At 63.7% G+C, this 24087-nt stretch carries 13 protein-coding genes; 8 read left to right on the top strand and 5 right to left on the bottom strand.

The genetic code is table 11. From position 1 onward, the window contains the following. Positions 1-39: 39 nt before the first annotated feature. On the bottom strand, positions 40-327 hold the full coding sequence (locus IV454_RS14720; RefSeq protein ID WP_206092042.1) for a hypothetical protein: 288 nt from the start codon (positions 325-327) through the stop codon (positions 40-42). A 48-nt stretch (positions 328-375) separates the two neighbouring features. Here IV454_RS14720 and IV454_RS14725 point away from each other — a divergent pair, with 48 nt between their 5' ends. Then, a complete protein-coding gene (locus tag IV454_RS14725; protein ID WP_229522248.1) occupies positions 376-3141 on the top strand; it encodes a TonB-dependent receptor domain-containing protein in 2766 nt (921 codons plus the stop codon). 184 nt (positions 3142-3325) lie between these two features. On the opposite strand, the gene IV454_RS14730 is transcribed toward IV454_RS14725, so the two are convergent. After that, positions 3326-4051, bottom strand: coding sequence for a 16S rRNA (uracil(1498)-N(3))-methyltransferase (locus IV454_RS14730; protein WP_206092043.1), 726 nt, complete (start codon positions 4049-4051; stop codon positions 3326-3328). 145 nt (positions 4052-4196) lie between these two features. On the opposite strand from IV454_RS14730, the gene tkt reads away from it, so the two are divergent. Next, entirely contained in the window at positions 4197-6194 is a 1998-nt protein-coding gene (gene tkt / locus IV454_RS14735) for a transketolase (RefSeq protein WP_206092044.1), read from the top strand. A 71-nt stretch (positions 6195-6265) separates the two neighbouring features. Then, positions 6266-7276: a type I glyceraldehyde-3-phosphate dehydrogenase gene (gene gap / locus IV454_RS14740; RefSeq protein WP_054266600.1), complete on the top strand. Its 1011-nt coding sequence runs from the start codon at positions 6266-6268 to the stop codon at positions 7274-7276. A gap of 365 nt (positions 7277-7641) precedes the next feature. Here the strand turns inward: gap and IV454_RS14745 are convergent, their stop codons facing one another. Next, on the bottom strand, positions 7642-8103 hold the full coding sequence (locus IV454_RS14745) for a cache domain-containing protein (RefSeq protein ID WP_206092045.1): 462 nt from the start codon (positions 8101-8103) through the stop codon (positions 7642-7644). A 354-nt stretch (positions 8104-8457) separates the two neighbouring features. On the opposite strand from IV454_RS14745, the gene IV454_RS14750 reads away from it, so the two are divergent. Further along, positions 8458-11349 (top strand): TonB-dependent receptor plug domain-containing protein, encoded by a 2892-nt coding sequence (locus IV454_RS14750; protein WP_206092046.1) that lies wholly within the window; start codon positions 8458-8460, stop codon positions 11347-11349. Positions 11350-11392: 43 nt separating this feature from the next. Here the strand turns inward: IV454_RS14750 and IV454_RS14755 are convergent, their stop codons facing one another. Continuing rightward, positions 11393-11596, bottom strand: a complete 204-nt coding sequence (locus IV454_RS14755) for a hypothetical protein (RefSeq protein ID WP_206092047.1) — start codon at positions 11594-11596, stop codon at positions 11393-11395. A gap of 174 nt (positions 11597-11770) precedes the next feature. On the opposite strand from IV454_RS14755, the gene IV454_RS14760 reads away from it, so the two are divergent. Next, entirely contained in the window at positions 11771-14530 is a 2760-nt protein-coding gene (locus IV454_RS14760; protein WP_206092048.1) for a TonB-dependent receptor domain-containing protein, read from the top strand. 79 nt (positions 14531-14609) lie between these two features. Here the strand turns inward: IV454_RS14760 and glnE are convergent, their stop codons facing one another. After that, entirely contained in the window at positions 14610-17348 is a 2739-nt protein-coding gene (glnE, locus tag IV454_RS14765; RefSeq protein ID WP_206092049.1) for a bifunctional [glutamate--ammonia ligase]-adenylyl-L-tyrosine phosphorylase/[glutamate--ammonia-ligase] adenylyltransferase, read from the bottom strand. Positions 17349-17536: 188 nt separating this feature from the next. Here glnE and IV454_RS14770 point away from each other — a divergent pair, with 188 nt between their 5' ends. Genes IV454_RS14770 through tldD form a run of 3 tightly spaced genes read left to right on the top strand, consistent with a single transcriptional unit; the run spans position 17537 to position 24077 of the window. Next, positions 17537-21730 carry a YhdP family protein gene (locus IV454_RS14770; protein WP_206092050.1) on the top strand — a complete coding sequence of 1398 codons (4194 nt, stop codon included), beginning with the start codon at positions 17537-17539 and terminating at the stop codon, positions 21728-21730. A 30-nt stretch (positions 21731-21760) separates the two neighbouring features. After that, the gene (locus IV454_RS14775; RefSeq protein ID WP_206092051.1) at positions 21761-22558 is read left to right on the top strand and encodes a carbon-nitrogen hydrolase family protein; all 798 of its coding nucleotides are present in this window, start codon (positions 21761-21763) and stop codon (positions 22556-22558) included. 58 nt (positions 22559-22616) lie between these two features. Continuing rightward, positions 22617-24077 carry a metalloprotease TldD gene (gene tldD, locus IV454_RS14780; protein WP_206092052.1) on the top strand — a complete coding sequence of 487 codons (1461 nt, stop codon included), beginning with the start codon at positions 22617-22619 and terminating at the stop codon, positions 24075-24077. Positions 24078-24087 lie beyond the last annotated feature (10 nt).

The following is a 24087-nucleotide window of genomic DNA, read 5'->3' on the forward strand; positions in this document are numbered from 1 at the left end:
TCGACAGCCGATTTTCGATCCCAGCGTATTGCTGCGCGTCTATGGATGTGTGCTTGGAAAATTTTGTTGCAAAACAGACTCATCCAATATTTTCAATTTACTGCAGTGCACAATATTTAGTTCGGCGAATTTACCAAAAGAAAGAATTTTCGCTTTAGTCGCATGGAAAGTTGCAAATAGGCTTGTTTTGGCCGCCCTTTTTTTGTGGCGGACCGGATAATGCCCCTTGCAGAGAAATGGTGCGATGCCCCCCTGAGCGCGCCGCTGGCGGGCAATTTGAGCCCGGCAATGTGCCAGCGCCGTGGGGCCGGCAAGAATGTCGCACAAGCAAGCTGCTGTACTGTCGTTATCCTCATCCTCAACGGAGTTCTAAAAATGATGTTTCAAGAGAAGATTGGCGTACGTTCCGTTCGCCTCGCCCTCGGCCTGTTGGCTGGTTTTGTCGCCGGACACGCACTGGCGCAGGACGCTCCCATGCAGCGCGTTGAAATCACCGGTTCGAGCATCAAGCGGATCGTGAAAGAAGGCGCCTTGCCAGTCCAGGTAGTGTCCAAGGAAGTGATCGCCCGCTCCGGCGCGACCACCGTTGCCGACCTGCTCCAGAAACTGCCAGCGATGCAGGGTTTCACCATTGAAGCCATCGCCGCCGGTACCAACTCGGGTGGCCGCACCACCGCCTCGATCCACGATCTGGGCGGCAGCTACACCCTGGTCCTGCTCAATGGCCGCCGCATGGCGCCTCTGGAAGACAACGGCAGTTCGGTCAACCTGAACTCCATTCCGATGAGCGCGGTCGAGCGCGTCGAAGTGCTGACCGACGGCGCCTCGGCCCTGTACGGCGCCGACGCCATTGCCGGCGTCATCAACTTCATCCTCAAGAAGAACTACCAGGGCCAGACCGTTGACGCCGGCATCTCGGCGCCGACCCACGCTGGCGGCAAGAGCGCCAACGCCAGCATCACCGTCGGCTTCGGCGACCTGGAAACGAACCGCTTCAACGTGTTGATGACCTACCGTCACGACGAGCAAAAGAAGGTCAAGGCGACCGACCGCGAATTCAGCAAAACGTCGTACATTCCGCTCGGCTATGATGGCCAGAGCTATATCTATGACCGTACCTCGACCTCGGGCACCGCCGCCAACGTGAACGTTGCGTTCAAGGATGCCAAGGCCAACCCGCAAGTCGGCTTCAACCCGTACAAGAAAGTCAACGGCAAGTGCGCTCCCGGCTTCTTCGACTACCTGTCGAACACCGCGAGTACCGAGTACTGCGCCGTCGACAGCGCCTCGACCGTGGAAACCGTGCCTGAATCGAAGCGCGATACCCTGTTCACCGCGGCCCGCTTCAAGTTCTCGGACAACGTGAGCGCCTTCGCTGATCTGGCACTGGGCCGTTTCGACCTGACCGCGCGTATCGCGGCCAATCCGGTCAGCGTCGCCGTTCCAGTCGGCTCGTCCGTCTACAACCAGTACGTCGCACCGTACCTGAGCCCGGCTCAACTGGCCGATGCCAAGACCGCCACCGCGACCTATCGCGCGTCCGAATTCGGTACCCGCGACAGCGAGACCATCACCAATGTGCGTCACTTCGTCGGCGGCCTGGACGCCAGCTTTGGCGGTTGGGACATGAACACCGGCGCGACGTTCTCGAAATACAAGATCGACGAGCGTTACACCGGCGGCTACCTGCTGAACAAGGAATTCCGCAGCCTGATCGGCGGCAGCAGCTTCAATCCATTCCTGCCAGCCGGTTCGGCCACCTCGCCGACGGCGGAACAGATCAGCAGTTCGATCTTCCATGGTTCGATCCGTGAAGCGTACTCGGATCTGCGCGGCATCGACGTGCGTGCTTCGCGCGAAGTGTTCACCCTGCCAGGCGGCGCCAGCAGCATTGGTCTCGGCGCCGACTACCGTCAGCTGCATCAGGTGCAGACCGCCTCCGACGCGGCCAAGGCTGGCGAGATCTACAGCTTTAGCGCGCCCGCTGAAAACGACTACAAGCGCACCTCATCCGGCGCTTTCGCCGAGTTGTCCCTGCCAATCCTGAAGAACCTGGAAATGACGACCGCTCTGCGTTATGACCGTTACTCGGGCGTGGAAGACAAGATCGCCGGCCGCACCAAGGGTGAGTCCCAGAGCGCCAGCACCTACAAGGTCAGTGCCCGTTACACCCCGGTAACGGCCTTGCTGTTGCGCGGTTCGTACGGCACCGGCTTCCGCGTTGCCAACCAGAGCCAGATCGCCAACAACCTGGTAGCCGCCGGCTTCACGTCCGGGTCTTACGCTTGCCCAGCTGGGCTGGAAGCGGCCGACGCGACCCTGTGCCGCCCGGGCCGCACACAGTACAACGCGTATCGCGGTGGTAACGAAAAGCTGAGCCCTGAGAAGTCCAAGCAGTTCACCCTGGGCTTCCGCCTGGAGCCATCGTCGAGCGTGACCTTCGGCGCCGACCTGTGGGATGTGCGCATGACCAACCAGGTGTCGAACGTGGGCGAGATCCAGGCGTTTGCCGATCCGCTCAAGTACCGCCAGCTGTTTACCGAGTTCGCCGATCCGGCGACCGGCATCAAGACCTGGGCCTTCATCAACGCGCCGATCAACATCGGCAAGTCCCACAACCGCGGCATCGACTGGGATCTGACTGTCGGCGAGAAGTATTCGTTCGGCAAGATGACCATGAACGTCAACGGCACCCACATGCTCAAGTCCAGCTACACCGTGCCGGGTTCCGACAGCGAGTTCACCGACAGCATGGACAAATACGGCATCAACGACCAAGTCACCTTCCGTGACATCGCCAAGATCGTGACGACCCTGGAAACCGGTGCCATGACCAATGCGCTGACCCTGAGCTATCGCAATGGTTACACCGACCAGGCAGCCACCTTGTACAGCATGGCCACCAAGGCCAACACCACCACCCAGATCCGTCTGCAAGTGCCTTCGTACACCACCGTGGATTACCAGGGCAAGTATGCGATCAGCAAAGTGTGGGAAGTGCGTGGCGGCGTGAAGAACCTGCTCGACAAAGAGCCACCACTGACCCTGCGTACCTCGTCGGGCCACCAGGTTGGTTACGATGCGCGTTACGCGGACACGATGGGTCGCACCATCTACGTCAACACCAGCTACAAGTTCTAAGCTGAGATAACGTCAGTCGCGATAAAGGGCGCGTTGCTTCGGCAACGCGCTTTTTTTTCGTCTGGACGGGGAAGGGGGAAGAACCTGGGTAGGCGGCGCGTGCCGCCTCCGGTAGTTGCTGCTGGCAATGCTGGCAATGCCGGGAACGACGGCTGACCTTGCCGGCATCAGCGGCGCGGGAAAGTTACAAGCCGCCCCACAGGGCATTGAGGGCGGCGACGGCGGCGATGCCGGCCGTTTCGGTGCGCAGGATGCGCGGGCCCATCGACAAGGCCAGTGCGCCGCGCGCCATGGCGTTATCTTCTTCCTGCGCGCTGAAGCCGCCTTCCGGGCCGATCATCAGCGACAGGGCCTGGGGCGGCTGGTGCCTGGCCCAGTCGGCCAGCGATTGCGTGCCGCGCGGGCTGAGCAAAATCCGCTTGTGCATGTCCTGCTGGGCCGTCCACTGCTGCAGATCGTCCACCGGCGCCAGCCGCGCCAGCCGGTTGCGTCCGCTCTGCTCGGACGCGGCCACGATCACGCCCTGCCAGTGCGCCAGCTTTTTCTCTGCGCGCTCGCCCGCCAGGCGCACCACGCAGCGCTGCGCGGCCAGCGGCTGGATCGCCGCCACCCCCATCTCGACCGCCTTTTCGATGATCCAATCCATCTTGGACGCTTCCGGCAAGGCCTGGGCCAGGGTGATTTCGTAGGGCAGTTCCGTATCGCGCGCGACAAAGGCCTTGACCGTCGCCGTCGCGCGGCGCTTCTCGACCGTGGCCAGGTGGGCGATATATTCGCCGCCATCGCCGTTGAACAGGCACAGTTCGGAGCCGATCTGCAGGCGCAGCACATGGGCGTGGTGGGCCACCGCATCGGGCAGGTCGAAGGTCGCGCCGATCGCCAGCGGTTGGGAGCAATAGAAACGGGGCATGAAATCCTGATAAGTAGTGGGAGCCGGCAGGGGCGCAAAGTGCTTCATTTTAATTCGGCACCCTCTGGTCTGGTAAAATACTTGGCTCGGTACTCCATGCAGCGCCACCCGCATTCCCAATCCTACGACCTCACAGATTCGACCCATGAAAACGACGCTCCCTACCACTTTGATGGCCAACGCGATCCGCGCGCTGGCAATGGATGCAGTTCAACAGGCCAATTCCGGCCATCCGGGCATGCCGATGGGCATGGCGGAAATCGCCGTCGCGCTGTGGGCCGGCCATTACAAGCACAACCCGTCCAACCCGAAGTGGCTCAACCGCGACCGCTTCCTGCTGTCGAACGGGCACGGCTCGATGCTGCACTACGCGCTGCTGCACCTGTCGGGCTACGACCTGACCATGGCCGATCTGAAGAACTTCCGCCAGATGCACTCGAAGACCCCGGGCCACCCGGAAGTGGACATCACCCCTGGCGTGGAAACGACCACCGGCCCGCTCGGCCAGGGCATTGCCAACGCGGTCGGCATGGCGCTGTCCGAATACCTGCTGGCGGCTGAATTCAACAAGCCCGGCTTCGACGTGGTCGACCACTACACCTACGCCTTCCTGGGCGATGGCTGCCTGATGGAAGGCATTTCGCACGAAGTGTGTTCCCTGGCCGGCACCCTGGGCCTGAACCGCCTGATCGCCCTGTACGACGACAATGGCATTTCGATCGACGGCAAGGTCGAAGGCTGGTTCACCGACGACACTCCGAAACGTTTCGAATCCTACGGTTGGAACGTGATCGCCGCCGTCGACGGCCACAGCGTGGCGGCGGTCGACGCGGCCATCGCGGAAGCGAAGCTGTCGTCCAAGCCGACCCTGATCTGCTGCAAGACCATCATCGGCAAGGGTTCGCCGAATCTGCAGGGCGGCGACAAGGTGCACGGCGCCGCGCTGGGCGAGAAAGAAGTGGCGGCGGTGCGCGAGCACCTGCTGTGGACCTCGGTGCCGTTCGACATCCCGGCCGAGGTCTACACCGCCTGGGACGCAAAAGAGCAGGGCGCCGCCATGGAAGCCGAGTGGAACACCAAGTTCGCGGCTTACCGCGCGCAATACCCCGAGCTGGCCGCCGAATTCGAGCGCCGCATGAAGGGTGAACTGCCGGCCGACTTCAACGCGACCCTGGATTCGGCGATTGCCGCCTGCGTCGAGAAGAAGGAAAACATCGCTACCCGCAAGGCCAGCCAGAACGCGATCCAGGCGCTGGCGCCGACCCTGCCGGAATTTTTGGGCGGCTCGGCCGACCTGACCGGTTCCAACCTGACCAACTGGAAAGAGTGCATCGCACTGCGTTCCGGCAAGCCGGGCAACCACATCAACTACGGCGTGCGCGAGTTCGGCATGAGCGCCATCATGAACGGCATCGCCCTGCACGGCGGCTACATCCCGTTCGGCGCCACCTTCCTCACCTTCTCCGACTACAGCCGCAACGCGCTGCGCATGGCCGCGCTGATGAAGCTGCGCTCGATCTTCGTGTTCACCCACGATTCGATCGGCCTGGGCGAAGACGGCCCGACCCACCAGTCGGTCGAGCACGTGTCTTCCCTGCGCCTGATCCCGAACCTGGACAACTGGCGTCCGTGCGACACGGTCGAGTCGGCCGCTGCCTGGGGCGCCGCCGTCAAGCGCAAGGATGGCCCGTCGACCCTGATCTTCTCGCGCCAGAACCTGCCGTTCCAGGAACGCACCCCGGCCCAGATCGCCGACATCGCGCGCGGCGGCTATGTGCTGCAAGACGTGCTTGAGCCCAAGGCGATCCTGATCGCCACCGGTTCCGAAATCGAACTGGCCACCAAGGCTGCCGCCGCCCTGGCCGCCGAGGGCATTCTGGTGCGCGTGGTGTCGATGCCCTCGACCGATGTGTACGACCGCCAGGATCCAGCCTACAAGGCCAAGGTGTTGACGCGTGGCGTGCCGCGGGTAGCGATCGAAGCGGGTGTAACCGATTTTTGGTATAAATACGTTGGCCTGGAAGGCGCCGTGGTGGGCATCGATACCTTCGGCGAATCGGCGCCCGCGCCGGTGCTGTTCAAGCACTTCGGTTTCACGGTCGAGAACGTGGTTGCCAAGGTCAAGTCGGTACTGACGAACTAAGCCAAGCGCGGGCGCGCTGCCGCACGGCACCCGCGTCCGCCCACCTATTTTTATCACTCAGGAGCAAAGTAATGACGATCAAAGTTGCAATCAACGGTTATGGCCGTATCGGCCGCAATGTCCTGCGCGCTTTCTACGAAGGCGGCAAGAAACACGACATCCAGATCGTGGCGATCAACGACCTGGGCGATGCCAAGTCGAACGCGCACCTGACCCGTTACGATACGGCGCATGGCAAGTTCCCGGGCACCGTCACGGTCGAAGGCGACAACATGATCGTCAATGGTGATGCGATCCGCGTGTTCGCGCAGCGCAACCCTGCTGAAATTCCATGGGGCGAGCTGGGTGTGGACGTCGTGCTCGAGTGCACCGGTTTCTTCACGACCAAAGAAAAAGCCTCGGCCCACCTGAAGGGCGGCGCCAAGAAAGTCATCATTTCGGCACCGGGCGGCAAGGATGTCGACGCCACCATCGTGTTCGGCGTGAACGACAACGTGTTGAAAGCCTCCGATACGGTCATCTCCAACGCCTCGTGCACCACCAATTGCCTGGCCCCGCTGGTCAAGCCGCTGAACGATGCCATCGGCCTGGAAACCGGCCTGATGACCACCGTGCACGCCTACACCAACGACCAGGTGCTGACGGACGTGATGCACGAAGACTTGCGCCGCGCGCGTTCGGCCACGATGAGCATGATCCCGACCAAGACCGGCGCTGCCGCCGCGGTGGGCCTGGTGCTGCCTGAACTCAATGGCAAGCTGGACGGTTTCGCGATCCGCGTGCCGACCATCAACGTCTCCCTGGTCGACCTGACCTTCATCGCCAAGCGCGACACGACGGTGGACGAAGTCAATGCCCTGATGAAAGCGGCATCCGAAGGCACCCTGAAAGGCGTGCTGACCTACCAGACCGAGCCGCTGGTATCGATCGACTTCAACCACAACCCGGCCTCGTCGAATTTCGACTCGACCCTGACCAAGGTCTCGGGCCGGCTGGTGAAAGTATCGTCGTGGTACGACAACGAGTGGGGTTTCTCGAACCGCATGCTGGACACCACGGTTGCCCTGATGAACGCCAAGTAATACTCGGCAGCATCGACAAAGACGCCCTCCGGGGCGTTTTTTTTCGCCCGCGTTTCGCCGCCAAAATATGACATGCCCCCATCACCGGGGTCACGCCCTCCACCGGGGTCTGACCTCTGATTAGCAACAAACTGCCCCCACACGCCCTCCACCGGGGTCTGACCTCTGATTAGCAACAAACTGCCCCCATGGCGGGCCGATGATGGGGAAGGCGGCATCCCTGCCCCGTGCATGCCCGGGACCGCGGCGAATGACCACTGGTTTCAATGTTGGCCGGCAAAACTTTCTAATCAGAGGTCAGACCCCGGTTGTCGGAGTTCGCGCCGATCCGGGGGAGGAATCGGCTGCCAATGCGCAGCAATCGCTTATTTGTAGACGCCGGAGCCGACCATCATGTCGTCGACCCGCTCGACGTAGCCCGCCTTGTTTTCGACCGCCTTGGTCACCGGATTGGGCCACTTGAACTCGACCCAGCCATGGCCCGCCGGCGACTTGGCTAGATCGGCCATTTCCTTGATCATCAGCTTGCCGTTGCTGTCGGCCAAGGCCATCAGGTTCTTGCCCACGATCTTGGGATTGTTGCCGTGGGCGAGGGCGACGCCGTTCAGGTCGTACACATACACGTACAGATCGCGGTCGTGGAATTCCTTGTTGCCGGTGTCGGAGATCGCCGCGAAGGCCTTGGCCTTGTCGGTCTTGATCAGGGCGATCGCTTTCTTGACCATGGCTACCGCTTCGTCGGCACTGCCCTTATCGGCCGACCAGGCCGCTCCCGGCAGGGCCAGCAGGACGATACTGAGGTAGCTTGCGGACAACAATGTTCTCATCAATGCACTCCGATCATGGTCAATGGCGCGGTGTTGCGTGAAACTATTATGCCGATATCCGCCCGTATTTGAGGCGGATTCTCTGAAAATCATCCCGATCCGCACAAACGGCCGCGCAAAAACCACAGTTCCACCGAACTGAACTACCTACGTCCTTCAGGGCCACAATGACGCGTTTTATATATGTGCAATCGTAAAAAAACAACAATTTCGACGGCGAAATCGACGCTAATGCATAAGATATTTGATTTTTGGCATCGTTTTATGCGAGATTCTATTTACCCCTACATACGAGTGGGTTTTTAAAACAAACAAAAGTCGGTTTTTACAAAGAATCTCTCACCTGGAGTTATCTTGAAAAAGCACTTTGTATTGAAACGCAGCGTCGTCGCCGTCGCTCTGACCCTGGGGACTTCCCACCTTGCCCTGGCGCAGGAGGCTGTCACGGCGCCGGCCGCCACCGTGTACATCACCGGCTCGAACCTGAAACGCACCGAAAAAGAGGGCACCCAGCCTATCCAGGTCATCACGTCCAAGGATATCCGCGACAGCGGCGCCGCCACGGTCACTGAACTGATGCGCAAAGTGCCGTCCATGGGCAGCGACGTCAACCTCGACACCAACGATGGCGGTTTCTCGCGCGGCGTCTCGACCGCCTCCTTGCGCGGCCTGTCGTCGACCTCGACCCTGATCCTGCTCAACGGCCGCCGCATGACCCCGGCCGCTTACGCCGATCCGAACAACGGCAATTCGACCCTGTACGACCTGAACGCGATTCCCCTGTCGGCCCTGGAACGGGTCGAGATCCTCAAGGATGGTGCCTCGGCCGTGTACGGCTCCGACGCCATCGGCGGCGTGATCAACTTCATTACCAAGACTAACTACCAGGGCACCGAAGTGTCGGCCCGCGCCAGCGCCAACGACGATGGCAAATTTGCCCGCAAAGGCGCCAACTTCTTCTTCGGCAAGGGCGACGTCGAGAGCGACGGCTACAACGTCTTCATCACCGCCGACGTGTCCCAGCGCGACCGCGTCCTGCGCAAGGATGTCAAGGACATCGAGTTCGAAACCTATCAGTTGCTCAACGGGCGCTACGCCACGCCCTACGGCAGCACGACCTCGGCTTCGCCATCGTTTTACCGCGAAAGCGAACCTGGTAGCCGCAACTTCGCGGTGAACCGCAGCAACATGGGCCAGCGCATGATCACGCGCACCAATTGCGAACCCTCCCAGCAACTGGTGGGTTCGACTGCGATGGGCTTGCAGCCGACCAGCGTGTTCATCGGACGCACCTTCTGTAACTTCGACGCAAGCCGTTACTCCGAAGGCATTGGCGACGGCAAGGACGCCAGCGTGATGACGCGCGCTGTGTTCAAGCTGGGCCAGAACACCAAGGCCTTCGCCGAAGCGGGCTACGCGCGCACCAAGCGCGCCTATACCAGCAATCCGAGCACCATCGGCACCGGCACGGTCACCAACTTCACCAGTGCCTCGGTAGGCGATCCGTTCCAGGCCATCCTGGATATCGGCCATCCGGACAATCCCTTCCCCGATGCCCGCGCCTCGGTCACCTACCGCTTCGAGAACCTGCGCGGCGGCACCGAGACCATCAACGATAATACGCGGGTGGTGGCCGGCCTGCAGGGCAATGTGGGCAACTGGGACTGGGAAAGTGCCGTGCTGTACAACAAGGCGTCCCAGGAAGATACGTATTTCGGCATGCTCTACCTGCCGACCTTGCGCAAGCTCAATTCCGGCACCTCGCTGGCGGCGCTGTCGGCCGATCCGACCCTCGGACGCGATGTAACCAGCCACAACATGGCCTCGATCCTGCAATGGGATGGCAAGGTGTCGACCCAGTTCGGCCAGCTCGGCGGCGGCGCCATCGGCCTGGCGGTGGGGGCCGAGGTGCGGCGCGAAAAAATCAAGTTGACACCCGATGCCGCGCTGGCGCGCGGTGAAATTTACGGCCTGGCCAACACCATCATCGACGGCACGCGCGACGTCAAATCGGCCTTCGTCGAGCTGCGCACGCCGTTCCTGAAAAACTTCGAGATGGACTTTGCGGGCCGGGTCGACAAGTATCCTGGCATCAAAACCAACTTCGTGCCGAAAGTCGGCGCGAAATGGACCGTGTCCGACGGCTTCGCGCTGCGCGGTACCTATGGCCGCGGTTTCCGCGCGCCGGCGCTGGTGCAGGTGACCCCGGGCGGGGCCCAGTTCTTCCTGACCGACCTGTTCGACCGGCGCCGCTGCGAAGCTGATCGCGAGACCCCGCGCGATGGCGCGACCGAAATTGATTGCGCCAAGAGCGCGGCCGGTACCGGCGGCGCCAATCCCGACCTGGTGCCGGAAAAATCGAAGAGCCTTTCCTTCGGTCTGCTGTTCTCGCCGACCAGCACCTTCGATATCGGCCTGGACTTCTACAAGATCCGCAAGGAAGGCGAAGTCGCCCTCGGTTCCGAAGATGACGCCTTGCGCGACGAAGACCGTTTCCCGGGCAACGTGGTGCGCGATCCGAATCCGGCCAACTGGGTGCGCGATGCCAATGGCAAAGTGGTTCCGAACAGCGGCCCGCTGCTGATGGTCAAGCTGCCGTGGAAAAACCAGGGCGCGGTGGAAGTGCGCGGCGTCGATATCGATGTGGCGTACCGCAAGAACCTGGGCGAGTGGGGTTCCTTGAGCTCGAAACTGACGTCGAGCTACCTGGACTATTACGCCCTGGCCGCGAACGCGGGCGATCCTGAGCGCAACATGGCCGGCACGAATGTCGGTTATGCCGACTACACCCTGCCGAACGGTTACCAGCCGCGCTGGAAGAGCACCCTGTCGTCGTCCTGGACCTTTGGCACGCACGCGTTCAACGCCAGCATCGACTATGTCGGCCCGGTGTCCTTGCTGCGCCGCTACAACGTCGAAAAGACCTTCGACCAGCCGTTCTGCCAGTACGGCACGCGCAAGCCCAGCGACGCCGAACAGGATCGCGACACCAGCGTGCCGCTGTATGAAGCGTATTTCCCGAAATGCTCGATCAACAGCTGGACCCGTCTGGGCGTGGGTTATACCTACACCGGGATCAAGAACCTGACCCTGAACCTGAACGTCCAGAATGTGCTCGACACCAAGGCGCCTTACGACCCGTACGTCGGTACCAACAGTAGCGCCCAGCCGCTGGCCGGCTACAACGAGGGATTGCACAATCCTTACGGCCGCTACTTCCAGCTGACCGCGCGCTACGCATTTTGAGTCGCCGCGGGGGCGCCGCAGGGCGCGCGCGGCGCGGTTTGGTTTATGCGCCGCGCGTGCCCTTTCGCCCCGTTCCGTTTTGCGAAAACAACGGAATGCCATCGATATGCATGGAATATGTATGAATTTGTAAAATATGTTTGATCTTCAATGATGCTTCATGCGAAATTCCTATAACACGCCTCAGGTGCGCTTTACGCGCCGGATGATTGCTCCAGTTGCGTTCGATAGCAGGGTCGGGAATCACGACCTCCGCCTTCGATCGTTGCGCAGGTCGCACGACGGCCGGTGCAACAAGAACCGGGTAGCGGTGCGTGGCGGCGCACGGCAGGCGTGCGGGGAAAACTAGTCTTACGAAAATTATTTTTATAAAAATTCAGGAGCTGATTTGAAGAACAAATTCGCCGTAAAACGGAGTGTCATGGCCGTTGCCCTTACCCTGGGCACTTCCCATGTCGTGATGGCTCAACAAGACGCCAAGCAGCCGATTCAAAGAGTCATTGTCACCGGTTCGAACATCAAACGCGCGGTCGACGAGGAAACCTCGTCCCCGGTGCAGGTCATCGGCAAGGCCGAGATCGCCGCCATCGGCGCCTCCACCGTCAAGGACGTGCTCGACACCTTGACCTCGAACACGGGCGCCTTGAGCGACCTCGGCGGCGGTAATTCCTTCGCCTCCGGCGCGTCCGGCATTTCGCTGCGCAACCTGGGCAAGAATTCGACCCTGACCCTGCTCAACGGCCGCCGCGTCGCCAACTACGGCCTCGCCGATGGCGGCCAGGAAACCTTCGTCAACATCGATTCCATGCCGTCCGAAATCATCGAACGCATCGAGATCCTGCTCGACGGCGCGTCCGCCGTGTACGGCTCGGACGCGGTCGCCGGCGTGGTCAACATCATCACCAAAAAAGACTTCCAGGGCGTGATGGCCGCCGCTGGCGTGCGTCAATCGCTGCTCAAGAGCGTGATCAACCGCGACAAGACCGCCTCGCTGACCTTCGGCAAGGGCGACCTGGACGCCGACGGCTACAACTTCTTCGGCCATTTCGAGGCCTATCACCGCGAGCCGTACACCGACCGCGAGATCATGCCCGCCGCGCCGGAATGGTACAAGCAGTACGTCAACCCGAGCTTCGGCGTGAAGTCGACCTATTCGTATCCGGGCAATTACGTTGACCGCTATCCGGCGGTGTACCCGGCCAACCCTGCGCTGGCCGGCAAGACCTTCAACACCCCGGTGGCCGGCTGCACCGATGTCGAGGACGGCACCTGCCGCTTCGACCAGTGGGGGCGCGCCGGCATTCATGCCGAAGCGAAGCGCTATAATTTCTTCGGCAGCGGCCACATGAAACTGGGCGGCAACCGCAGCGCGTTTTCGGAAGTCACCTTGGGCAAGACCACCACCACCTACTTCAACACGCCGCCGCTGATGCAATACAGCGGCACGCCGTCGACCTGGTACAACAGCAGCGAAGGCAAGCTCAATTCCTTCACCGAGCCGAAGCTGCCGGTCGGCCACCCGAACAATCCGTATTCCTTCCCGGTGGCCTTGCGCTATCGCTACGCCGACAACGTGGACATGTTCAAGAGCGTGGCCGAAGCGAAGCAATACCGCGTGATGGTCGGCCTCGAAGGCAGCGATTACGGCTGGGATTGGAACACGGCGGTCGGTGCGATGGGTTCCAAGGTAGAAAACAATATCCATGGCGCCAGGCATGCGGCCCGCTACACCCAGGCAGTGCTGAGCGGCGAGTATAAATTCGGCGGCGTCAACAGCCCTGAACTGCTCGACAGCATGTTCCCGAACCTGCTGTTCGGCGGCGAAACCAAGCAAGCTTTCATCGACTTCAAGGCTACGCGCGAACTGATGCAACTGGGCGGCGGTAAGCTGGCCTTGGCTGTCGGTGGCGATTTCCGCACCGACTCCTTCGACGCTTATGTCAGCGACAATATCGCGCGCGGCGAGATCGTCGGCTACGGCTCGATCAATGTCACCGGTTCGCGCCACATCAGCGCCGCCTTCGCCGAACTGAATGCGCCGCTGACCAAGGAACTGGAAGTGAACGGCGCCGTGCGCGTCGACAAGGTGGGCGCGACCGACCTGTCCGTGGTGCCGAAATTGGGCGCGCGCTACCAGGTGGCCAAGCGGGTGCTGCTGCGCGGTACCATCGCCAACGGCTTCCGCGCGCCGAACGTGGCGGAAACCGGCAAGGTCGAGCTGTCCGCCTTCCGCAACAGGGAGGTCGATCCGAAGCGTTGCGCCGCGGCCAACCAGTTGTACGCGATCCTGAAGGAAGGCAGCACGATCGACAAGGCCGACGCCCTGACCGCGCGCGATAACGGTTGCAGCGTCAGTTTCGCTTCGTCCACCAAGGGCAATCCGGAACTGGAGCCGGAAAAGTCGCGCAGCTTTAACTTCGGCATCGTGATCGATCCGCTCGATAACCTGAGCGTCACCCTGGACTACTACCGCATCGAGCGCCGCAACGAGATCGGTACCAAGAGCACCAGCCAGGTGCTGGCCAACGAAGACCGCCTGCCGGGCAGCGTCCAGCGTCTGGGCGTGACCGCCAACGACCAGCGCATGTCGGCGCGCGCCAAGGAATTGTCGGGCAAGGATATTCAGTTCCCGGTCGGCCCGATTTCGGCGATCGCCAGCCGTTACGAGAACATGGACAGGACCAGGGTTGCCGGTCTGGACATGGAAATCAACCACCGCTGGAACCTCGGTGCGTCCGGCCGCCTGGTCAGCAACCTGAAGGCGAACTACCAGCTCGATTACCGCAAGTGGGATACGGTCACCGATACCTTCACGGAAAACCTGGCCGGCAACTACGAGCAATATCGCTACCAGGTGCGGGCGTCGAGCACCTGGACCAACGGTCCGTACAAGCTGGGCGCCGCGCTCACCTACCGTCCGGAAACCCGTTTGTATGATGACAGGTACGATGGCAATCACCATGCCGAGGGTTGCGAAGACCAGGGTATTCCGACCGAGTACTGCCGCAAGGGCAAGGACGTCGTGACCGACATGAACATGAGCTACACGGGCATCAAGAACACCACGATCGCCCTGAACCTGTACAACGTGTTCAACCGCGCGCCGGTAACCGACGTGCGCGCCACCGACCCGCCGGTGCGCGGCCGTTCGGCCCGCGTGTCGCTGCAGTACATCTTCTGATGAAGTGATGCATGGCGCCGCCAGGCGCCAGCAATGAGAACCCGGCCTTGCGCCGGGTTTTTTTTGGCCGCCGCGGCGCCTAGCCGAACACCGCCGCCCACAGGCGCCGCACGGCGTCGCTGTGGCGCGCCACCAGCGCCGGGTCGATGCGCGCGCTATCCTTGCCCTGCAAACGCAGCTGGTGCTGCAGCTTGCGCATGGCGCGGTAAGCGTCGCCCACCGCCAGCGCCAAGCCAGCATCGATCAACCCCAGGTCGGCGAACATGCGCAGTAAACCAATATTGCCCAGGTTGACGGTCAGCTGCGGATACTGCGCCGCGTGGCGCAGCACCAGGTATTGCGACATGAATTCGACATCGATCATGCCGCCCTCATCCTGCTTGAGCTCGAACTGTCCCGGGCGGCTCGGATAGGCGTCGTGCATCTTCTTGCGCATTTTCAGTACTTCCTGCTTCAGCTCGTCCGCGCGCGCGCTGCGGTCGCTGCGCAGCACCCGTTCGCGCACCGCTTCGAAGCGCTCGCCGATGGCCGCGTCGCCGGCGCAAAAACGGGCCCGCGTGAGTGCCTGGTGTTCCCAGATCCAGGCCGAATTTTCCTGGTAGCGCTCGAATGCCGTCACGCTCGAGACCAGCATGCCGCTGGCGCCGTCCGGACGCAGCGCGGTATCGATGTCGAACAGGATGCCGGCCGAGGTGTGGGCCGTCATCCAGGTGATGAAGCGCTGGGCCAGCTTGGCATAGTTGCCGGGCGCCTCCTGGTCGTCATCGTCGAACAGGAAAATCACATCCAGGTCCGACACATAGCCGAGTTCCTTGCCGCCCAGCTTGCCGTAGGCGATGACGGCGAAGCGCGGCACTTCGCGGTGGCGCGTGGTGATCGCCTGCCAGGCGGCGTCGATGGTGGCGGCGACGATGGTGTCCGCCAGCGCCGACAGGTAGTCGGCCAGCTTTTCCACGGTCAGTTCACCCGCCAGGTCTTGCGCCAGCAGGCGGAACAGTTGCGCGTGGTGGGCTTCGCGCAGGATATCCATCTGGCGCTCGGTGTCGCCGGCGGCCGCGCCCAGTTGCTCCTTCAGTTCGGCGGCCAGGGCGGCGCGGTCGGGCACGGCGCTGCGCACGCGCTCGTCGAGCAGTTCGTCGAGCACGATCGGGTGCTGGGTCAGGAAGGTGGCGGCCCAGCCGCTGGCGTACATCATGCGGATCACCCGTTCCAGGGTGTGCGGATATTCGGTCAGCAGGGACAGATAGGCCGAGCGGCGCGCGATGGCTTCGAAAAACGCCAGCAGCCGGGTCAGGGTGGAACTGGCGCTGCCGGAACCGGCTTCAAGCGCCGTCTTGGCGATCAGGGGCAGGGCCGCGTTGACCAGGGCCAGCAGGCGGGTGCGGCTCGCTTCCGGCAAGGCTTGCACCTTGCCGGACTGCCAGGTGCTCATCAGGCGCTGGGCGGCGCCGCCGGCATCGTCGAAGCTCAGGGCGCGCAGGTGCGCTTCGATCGCTTCGCGGTTGTCGAGGTCGGCCCCGGCCCAGCTGCTGGCGCCCGGGTCGACCGTGTCGCCGTTTTGCTCGGACTTGTCGCTGAAGATGGCGTCGAACTGGGCGGCCACAAAACGGCGGTGTTCCTCCAGCTGCGCCAGCAAGGTGGCCACGTCCGGCAGGCGCATCATTTGCGCGATGACGGCGCGGTCGGCCTCGCTGGCGGGCAGGGTGTGGGTCTGGGCATCGTCCAGGTATTGCAGGCGGTGTTCGAGGTTGCGCAGGAAGCTGTAGGAGTCGAGCAGCTGGTCGACCGTGTCCGGGGGCAGCAATTCCTTGTCGGCCAGCACGCGCAGGGTGGCGCGGGTGGAACGGTCGCGCAGGGCGGCATCGCGCCCGCCGCGGATCAGCTGGAATACCTGGGCCAGGAATTCGATTTCGCGGATCCCGCCGCGTCCCAGCTTGACGTTGTTGCTGCGGTCCGGGTGCAGCCGTTCCTGGCGCTCGACCTCGGCGCGGATCTGGGCGTGCATGGTGCGGATCGCGTCGATCACGCCGAAATCGAGGTAGCGCCGGTACACAAAAGGATGGACGATCGCTTCCAGCGCGGCGATATCGAGCGCGTTGCCGCTGACCGCGCGCGCCTTGACCCAGGCGTAGCGCTCCCATTCGCGCCCCTGGACGATCAGGTATTCCTCCACCATGTTCAGGCTGGCCACCAGCGGGCCGGAGTTGCCGTTGGGGCGCAGCGCCATGTCGACCCGGAAGGTGAAGCCATCTTCGGTGATCTCGGACAGGGCGGCGATCAGCTTCTTGCCCAGGCGCGCGAAAAATTCATGGTTCGACAGCGGGCGCTGGCCCGGCCCGGCGGCGGTGTCGCCATCTTCCGGGTAGACGAAGATCAGGTCGATGTCGGACGAAACATTCAGCTCGCCCCCGCCTTGCTTGCCCATGGCCAACACAATCATTTCCTGCGGCAAGCCCGATTCGTAGCCGACCGGCATGCCGTGGCTGGCCACCTGTTCGGCCATCAGGGCCGCCAGATGGGTGCGGATGGCGAAATCGGCGAAGGCGGTCATGGTGGCGACCACTTCGGCCAGGTCGGCGTGGCCATCGAGGTCGCGCGCGATCAGGCCGGCCACCAGCAGGTTGCGCAGGCGCCGCATGGCGCGGACCGGTATAAGGGCGGCGCCGTCCGGACCGCACTGGGCGGCCAGCGCCTGGGCCAGGTCGAGCTGGTCGAGGGCGCTGGCGCCCAGGGCGGCGACGGCGCCGGCGCGGCTGGCATCGGCCGCCAGCCAGCGTTGGTAAAAGCGCGACAGCGGTGTCAGGGAAGCTCGATTCATGGGTTGGGGTCGGGTCAGGGTGAGTGAAAGTCGGGTTCGGCCAGGCTTGTATAAGGTAGAATTGGGCGCGCCGCGACAGGCCCGCGTCGCGCTGCGGATCAGGACGATGGTAAGGGAGTGGGCGGCATTGACGCAAGCGCTACCTTATTGCACTACATTTACACGGCGGACCCTTTATCAGCTTATTGATGCATACACCGGAAGCACAGCCCCCCACCGAGCACCTGCCCATCGCAGAGCGCTGGCGACGGCTGCGGTCCGCCTATGGGGCGTGCAACCGCGCCACCCACCACCTGCTGGGCTTCACGGTCAAGCTGGCGCTGCTGGTGTATTTCATCTTCACCGTCGTGTTCCTGGTGCTGCGCTACCTGATTTTGCCCAACATTGACTATTACAAAGGCAATATCGAGGGCATCGCCAGCCGCGCGCTGGGCAGCCAGGTGAGCATTACCCGCATCTACGCTTCCTGGCACGGCTTGCGGCCGAATCTGTTTTTGGGCGACGTGATCGTGCGCGACCCGGGCGGGCGCCAGGTGCTGAGCCTGCCGAGCGTGTCGGCCACCCTGTCATGGTGGAGCGTGGCGACCCTGGAACCGCGCTTTTATTCCCTTGAAGTCATTCGTCCCGACCTCGATATCCGGCGCGACCCGGCCGGCCAGCTGTTCGTGGCCGGCATGCTGGTCAAGCGCAATGCCGAGGGCGATGGCAGCGGCGCCGACTGGGCCTTCAAGCAGCGCCAGATCGTGATCCGCGAAGGGCGGGTGCAGTGGACCGACCAGTTGCGCGGCGCCCCCGTGCTGGTGCTGGACAAGGTCGACGTGGTGCTCAAGAACCGCTGGCAGCACCACCGCTTCGGCTTGCGCGCCACCCCCCCGGCCAGCCTGGCCGGGCCGCTCGACGTGCGCGCCGACTTCGCCCATCCGCGCTTTGCCGCGCGCATGGCCGACGTGCGCCAGTGGAAGGGCGAGCTGTATGCCGACCTGCCCGATACCGACCTGTCCGCCTGGACTCCCTACCTCGATTATCCGCTCACCGTCAGCCGCGGCCAGGGATCGGTGCGCGCCTGGCTGAGCCTGGACCGGGCCAAGCTGGCCGGGTTTACCGCCGACGTCGCGCTGGCCGGCGTGTCGGCGCGCCTGGGGCACGATTTGCCGGCGCTGGAACTGGCGCGGGTGCGCGGCCGTCTGTCGGCGCGCGAAACCTTTGCCGCCGGCAGCAACCGCGGCGCCCCGGCCTTCGGCGCCCAGGGCCATGAAGTGGCGCTCAGCGGTTTTTCCCTGCTCACCGCCGACGGCCTGAGCCTGGCGCCGACGACCCTGTCCGAATCCTACGTTCCGGCGCGCGGCAAGACCCCCGAGCAAGTGAAAGTGAGCGCACGCCAACTCGACCTGGAAGCCCTGGCGCGGCTGGCCGCCCAATTGCCGCTCACGCCGGCGCAGCGCCAGTTGCTCGCCGAGGCCGGCTTGCGCGGGCGGGTGAGCGATTTTTCGGCCCAGTGGCAGGGCAGGTTCCCGGACATTGCCAGCTACCGCGTGCGCGGCAAGCTCGATGGGCTGAGCATGCACGCCCAGCCTGCCCGGCTGGCCGTGGCCGGCAGCGCCGCCACGCCGGCGCGCGCGCCGCTGCCGCCGCTGCCGGGCATCGAGAACCTGTCGGGCACCATCGACGCGAGCGAGCAGGGCGGTTCGATCTCCCTCGATTCGCAGCAACTGGTGCTGCAATTGCCGGCCTGGTTCGCCGATCCGGCCATGCCCTTCGATGCATTCAAGGCGCGTGCCAGCTGGACTTTTTCGGCCGGCAATAAATTGCTGGTGGAACTGGACAGCCTGAATTTCGTCCAGGGCGCGCTGAACGGCTCGCTGTCGGGCACGCACCAGATGACCCTGGGGTCGCAGCCGGGCAAAGCGCCCGATATCGTCGACCTCAACGGCACGCTCAGCGGATTTTCCCTGAACACGATCGGGCGCTACCTGCCCCTGAAAACCCCGGAACACTTGCGCGCCTGGCTGACAGGCGCGCTAGAAGATGGCGTGGCCCAGGACGCCACCTTCCGCCTGCGCGGCGACCTCGCCCACTTTCCGTTCCGCAGCAATACGCCAAGCGAGCGCAAGGGCGAATTCCGGGTTGGCGGGCGCCTGGAAAATGCGCGCCTGAACTATGCGCCCGGCCATTTCGCTCCTGACGGGGTGGCGCCGGTCTGGCCCCAGGCCGAGCAGATCAACGGCACTTTCCTGTTCGAGCGCGCACGCATGGAAATCAAGGGCGACACGGGGAGCACCCGGGGCGTGGCCTTGAGCGCCGTGAAGGCGGTGATCGCCGACCTGGCCGATCCGGAAAAAGTGCTGGAAATCGATGGCAACGCCGCCGCGACTATGCAGGATTTCCTCGGCTATGTGGAAGCGAGCCCGGTGCTGAACTGGATCGGCCGCTTTACCGAACACACGCGCGCCAGCGGCAACGCCAAACTGGCCCTCAAGCTGCAGCTGCCGTTGAACCACCTGATCGAGTCCAAGGTGCAGGGCAGCTTGCAACTGATGGGCAACGACGTGGTGCTGTTCGACCCGCTGCCGCCGCTGCAGGCGGCCATCGGCAAGCTGGAATTTAACGAACGCGGCATCAACCTGAACGGGGTCGGCGCCAGCTTCCTGGGCGGGCCGCTGGCGCTGACCGGCGGCAGCGGGCGCGACAATGCCATCGTGATCAAGCTGAGCGGCATGGCCACGGCCGACGGCATCCGCAAGACCTATCCTTCGGCCGCCATGCAGCACGTGCTGGGGCTGCTTTCCGGTGGCGCGCACTATACCGGCTCGGTGGTGGTCAGGGATCACCAGGCCCTGGTGACGGTCGATTCCTCGCTGGCCGGCATGGGCGTGGACTTGCCGGCGCCCCTGAACAAGGCGGCCGCCGACACCCTGCCGCTGCACTTCACCCTGAGCGGCCTGCCCAGCGCCGACCCGAATCTGGCGCGCGATGAAATCCGGGTGGCGCTGGGTGCCAACATGGGCGCGCGCTACCAGCGCATCAAGCAGGGCAAGGGGCCGTGGCGGGTCGAGAGCGGCGGCATCGGCGTGAATGTGCCGGCCCCGGCCCCGGACAGCGGCATGATGGTCAATGTCGACATGAAGTCGCTCAACGTCGACCAGTGGATCGCGATCGGCGCCTCGGTGGCGCACGCCGTGCCCGAGCCGGCGGCCGCCGGCGCCGCCGTCGATGGCGGCATGGACCTGGCGCAGTACGTGGTGGCCGATGTGCTGGCCGCGCGCGCGGGCGAACTGATCGTCAGCGAGCGCAAGCTCGACAATGTGGTGGTGGGCGCCTCGCACGTGAAGGATACCTGGCAGGCGAATATCGATGCGCGCCAGGTGGCCGGCCACATCACCTGGGCCGAGGGGTCGGGCGGCCAGGGCCTGGGCAAGGTGACGGCGCGCCTGGCTTCCCTGATCATCCCCGAATCGGACGCGGCCGGGGTCAAGGACTTGCTCGAAAGCGGCAAGAGCGCGGCGGCCACCATTCCCGCGCTCGATATCGTGGCCGAGCATTTCGAATTGTTCAACAAGAAACTCGGGCGGCTGGAATTGCTCGCCAGCAATGCCCAGCTTGCCAACGGACGCGAGTGGCAAATCAATCGCTTGCTGCTGGCCAATCCGGACGGCGTGCTGCGCAGTACCGGCAAGTGGGTGACGGGGGAAGGGCAGAGCAATACCAGCCTCAATTTCACCCTGGACATCGAGGATGCCGGCAAATTGCTCGACCGCTTCGGTTTCCCGGAAACCTTGCGCCGCGGTAAGGGCAAGCTGGCCGGCGATATCGCCTGGAATGGCTTGCCGTATTCGCTGGACATTCCCAGCCTGTCGGGCAAGATTGACATGAACGTGGCGGCCGGCCAATTCCTCAAGCAAGACCCGGGCGCGGCCAAGCTGCTGGGCGTGCTGAGCCTGCAAATGCTGCCGCGCCTGCTCAAGCTCGATTTCCACGATGTGTTTTCGGAAGGGCTGGCCTTCGACGGCATCAGCGCCAATGCCAGCATCACGCGCGGCGTGCTGCGCACCGACAACCTCAAGATGCATGGCGTGGCCGCCACCGTGCTCATGGCCGGCACCGCCGACATTGCCAACGAGTCGGCCAATCTGCATGTGGTGGTGATTCCGGAATTTAACCTGGGCACCGGCCCGCTGGTGTACGCGCTGGCGGTCAACCCGGTGGTCGGGCTCGGCAGTTTCCTTGCGCAACTGTTCCTGCGCGCGCCAGTGATGCGCGCGCTGACCTATGAAATGCAGATCACCGGCCCGTGGAAGGCGCCCGTGATCACCAAGCTGGGCACGCCCAAGGGGCCGCCGCCGCTGTTGATGCCAGAAGGCAACGCAGCGACCGGGATCAAATAAAGCGCAGCAACACCGACCGGAGAGAACGACATGACGACCGTGGCCGCAGTACAAATGATCAGCACCCCCGATGTGTCCGAGAACATCGCCAGCGCACGCCGCCTGGTGGGCGAGGCGGCGGCGCGCGGCGCCACCCTGGTGACCTTGCCGGAATACTGGCCCATCATGGGCATGAGCGACAGCGACAAGGTAGCCCATGCCGAGGCGCCCGGCCAGGGGCCGATCCAGGACTGCATGGCGCAGGCGGCGCGCGAGCATGGCATCTGGCTGATCGGCGGCACCTTGCCGCTGGTGTCGGCCGACGCCGGGCGCGTGATGAACACCACCCTGGTGTACGACCCCCAGGGCCGCCCGGTGCAGCGCTACGACAAGATCCACCTGTTCGGATTTACCCGCGGCGCGGAAAGCTATGACGAGGCGCGCACCATCGTGCCGGGCGAAGCCGTGGCGACCTTCGAGGCGCCGTTCGGGCGGGTCGGCTTGTCGGTCTGCTACGACCTGCGCTTTCCCGAGCTGTACCGGGCCATGGGCGAGTGCGCGCTGATGGTCGTCACCGCCGCGTTTACCCACACCACGGGTCTTGCGCACTGGGAAGTGCTGCTGCGCGCGCGCGCCATCGAAAACCAGTGCTATGTGCTGGCCTCGGCCCAGGGCGGCACCCATCGCAACGGGCGCCGCACCTTCGGCCACAGCATGCTGATCGACCCCTGGGGCGAGGTCAAGGCCGTGCTGGACGAGGGCGAAGGCATCGTCAGCGGCGCCCTCGACCCTGCCTTCCTGGCGGGGGTGCGCGAAAGCTTGCCTGCGCTCAAGCACCGCAAACTGTGAGCTACCGCAAGGGGCCGACTATGGCACAATGGCTGATCCACACTGAAAGACCCGCAAAATGACACCGTTCGAACCGAATCTCTCCTCCCTGGCTGTCGCGCGCGATGTGCTGCTCACGCCGTTTGGCCTCGATGAAGGCAAGCTGCTCTCCACCCTGGGCACGATGTTTACGCACAAGGTCGATTACGCCGACCTGTATTTCCAGTTCACCAAAAGCGAAGGCTGGAGCCTGGAAGAAGGCATCGTCAAGACCGGCAGTTTCTCGATCGACCAGGGTGTCGGCGTGCGCGCCGTGTCCGGCGACAAGACCGCTTTTTCCTACTCCGATGAAATTTCGGAACGGGCCCTGCTGGACGCGGCCGCGGCCACGCGCACCATTGCGCGCGCCGGCGCCGGCAAGATCAAGGTGGCGTCCTCGATGACCCCGGTGGGCGGACGCTCGCTCTACCTGCCCAACGATCCGCTCGCCTCGCTCGACGCGACGGCCAAGGTCAAGCTGCTCGAACGGGTGGAAAAAATGGCGCGCGCCAAGGACCCGCGGGTGGTGCAAGTGATGGCGGGCCTGGCCGGCGAATACGATGTGGTGCTGGTGGTGCGCAGCGATGGCGTGCTGGCGGCCGATATCCGCCCGCTGGTGCGGGTGTCGGTGACGGTCATCGTCGAGCAGAACGGGCGCCGCGAAATGGGCTCGTCCGGCGGCGGCGGACGCTACAACTACGGCTATTTCGACGATGTGGTGCTGGAGCGCTACGCGGACGAAGCGGTCAAGGCGGCCGTGGTCAACCTCGATGCGCGTCCGGCCCCGGCCGGACCGATGACCATCGTGCTCGGACCGGGCTGGCCCGGCGTGCTGCTGCACGAAGCGATCGGCCACGGGCTCGAAGGCGACTTCAACCGCAAGGGTTCGTCGGCGTTTTCGGGCCGCATCGGCGAGCGCGTGGCCGCCAAGGGCGTGACCGTGGTCGACGACGGCACCCTGGCCGACCGCCGCGGTTCGCTCAACATGGATGACGAAGGCAATCCGACCCAGTGCACCACCCTGATCGAAGATGGCATCCTCAAGGGCTACATCCAGGACACGATGAATGCGCGCCTGATGAAGATGCCGGTGACGGGCAATGCGCGGCGCGAATCGTTCGCCCACCTGCCGATGCCGCGCATGACCAATACCTACATGCTCGGCGGCGACAAGGACCCGGAAGAAATCCTGGCCTCGGTCAAGAACGGCTTGTACGCGGTCAATTTCGGCGGCGGCCAGGTCGATATCACCAACGGCAAGTTCGTGTTTTCGGCCAGCGAAGCCTACATGATCGAAAACGGCAAGGTCACCTATCCGGTCAAGGGCGCCACCCTGATCGGCAACGGTCCTGACGTGCTCAACCGCGTATCAATGATCGGCAACGACATGCGCCTCGATTCCGGCGTGGGCGTGTGCGGCAAGGAAGGCCAGAGCGTGCCGGTGGGCGTGGGCCAGCCGACCCTGCGCATCGAAGACGTGACGGTGGGCGGCACGGCCTGAATCGTCCCAA

It is taken from the genome of Massilia antarctica, assembly GCF_015689335.1.
In the GTDB taxonomy this organism is placed as follows: Bacteria; Pseudomonadota; Gammaproteobacteria; order Burkholderiales; family Burkholderiaceae_D; genus Telluria_A; species Telluria_A antarctica.

Bases quoted from the DNA above. Each gene is read 5' to 3' on its own strand.
- IV454_RS14725 (WP_229522248.1), top strand. From the start codon at position 376: ATGATGTTTCAAGAGAAGATTGGCGTACGTTCCGTTCGCCTCGCCCTC.
- IV454_RS14730 (WP_206092043.1), bottom strand. From the start codon at position 4,051: ATGCCCCGTTTCTATTGCTCCCAACCGCTGGCGATCGGCGCGACCTTC.
- tkt (WP_206092044.1), top strand. From the start codon at position 4,197: ATGAAAACGACGCTCCCTACCACTTTGATGGCCAACGCGATCCGCGCG.
- gap (WP_054266600.1), top strand. From the start codon at position 6,266: ATGACGATCAAAGTTGCAATCAACGGTTATGGCCGTATCGGCCGCAAT.
- IV454_RS14745 (WP_206092045.1), bottom strand. From the start codon at position 8,103: ATGAGAACATTGTTGTCCGCAAGCTACCTCAGTATCGTCCTGCTGGCC.
- IV454_RS14760 (WP_206092048.1), top strand. From the start codon at position 11,771: ATGGCCGTTGCCCTTACCCTGGGCACTTCCCATGTCGTGATGGCTCAA.
- glnE (WP_206092049.1), bottom strand. From the start codon at position 17,348: ATGAATCGAGCTTCCCTGACACCGCTGTCGCGCTTTTACCAACGCTGG.
- IV454_RS14770 (WP_206092050.1), top strand. From the start codon at position 17,537: ATGCATACACCGGAAGCACAGCCCCCCACCGAGCACCTGCCCATCGCA.
- IV454_RS14775 (WP_206092051.1), top strand. From the start codon at position 21,761: ATGACGACCGTGGCCGCAGTACAAATGATCAGCACCCCCGATGTGTCC.
- tldD (WP_206092052.1), top strand. From the start codon at position 22,617: ATGACACCGTTCGAACCGAATCTCTCCTCCCTGGCTGTCGCGCGCGAT.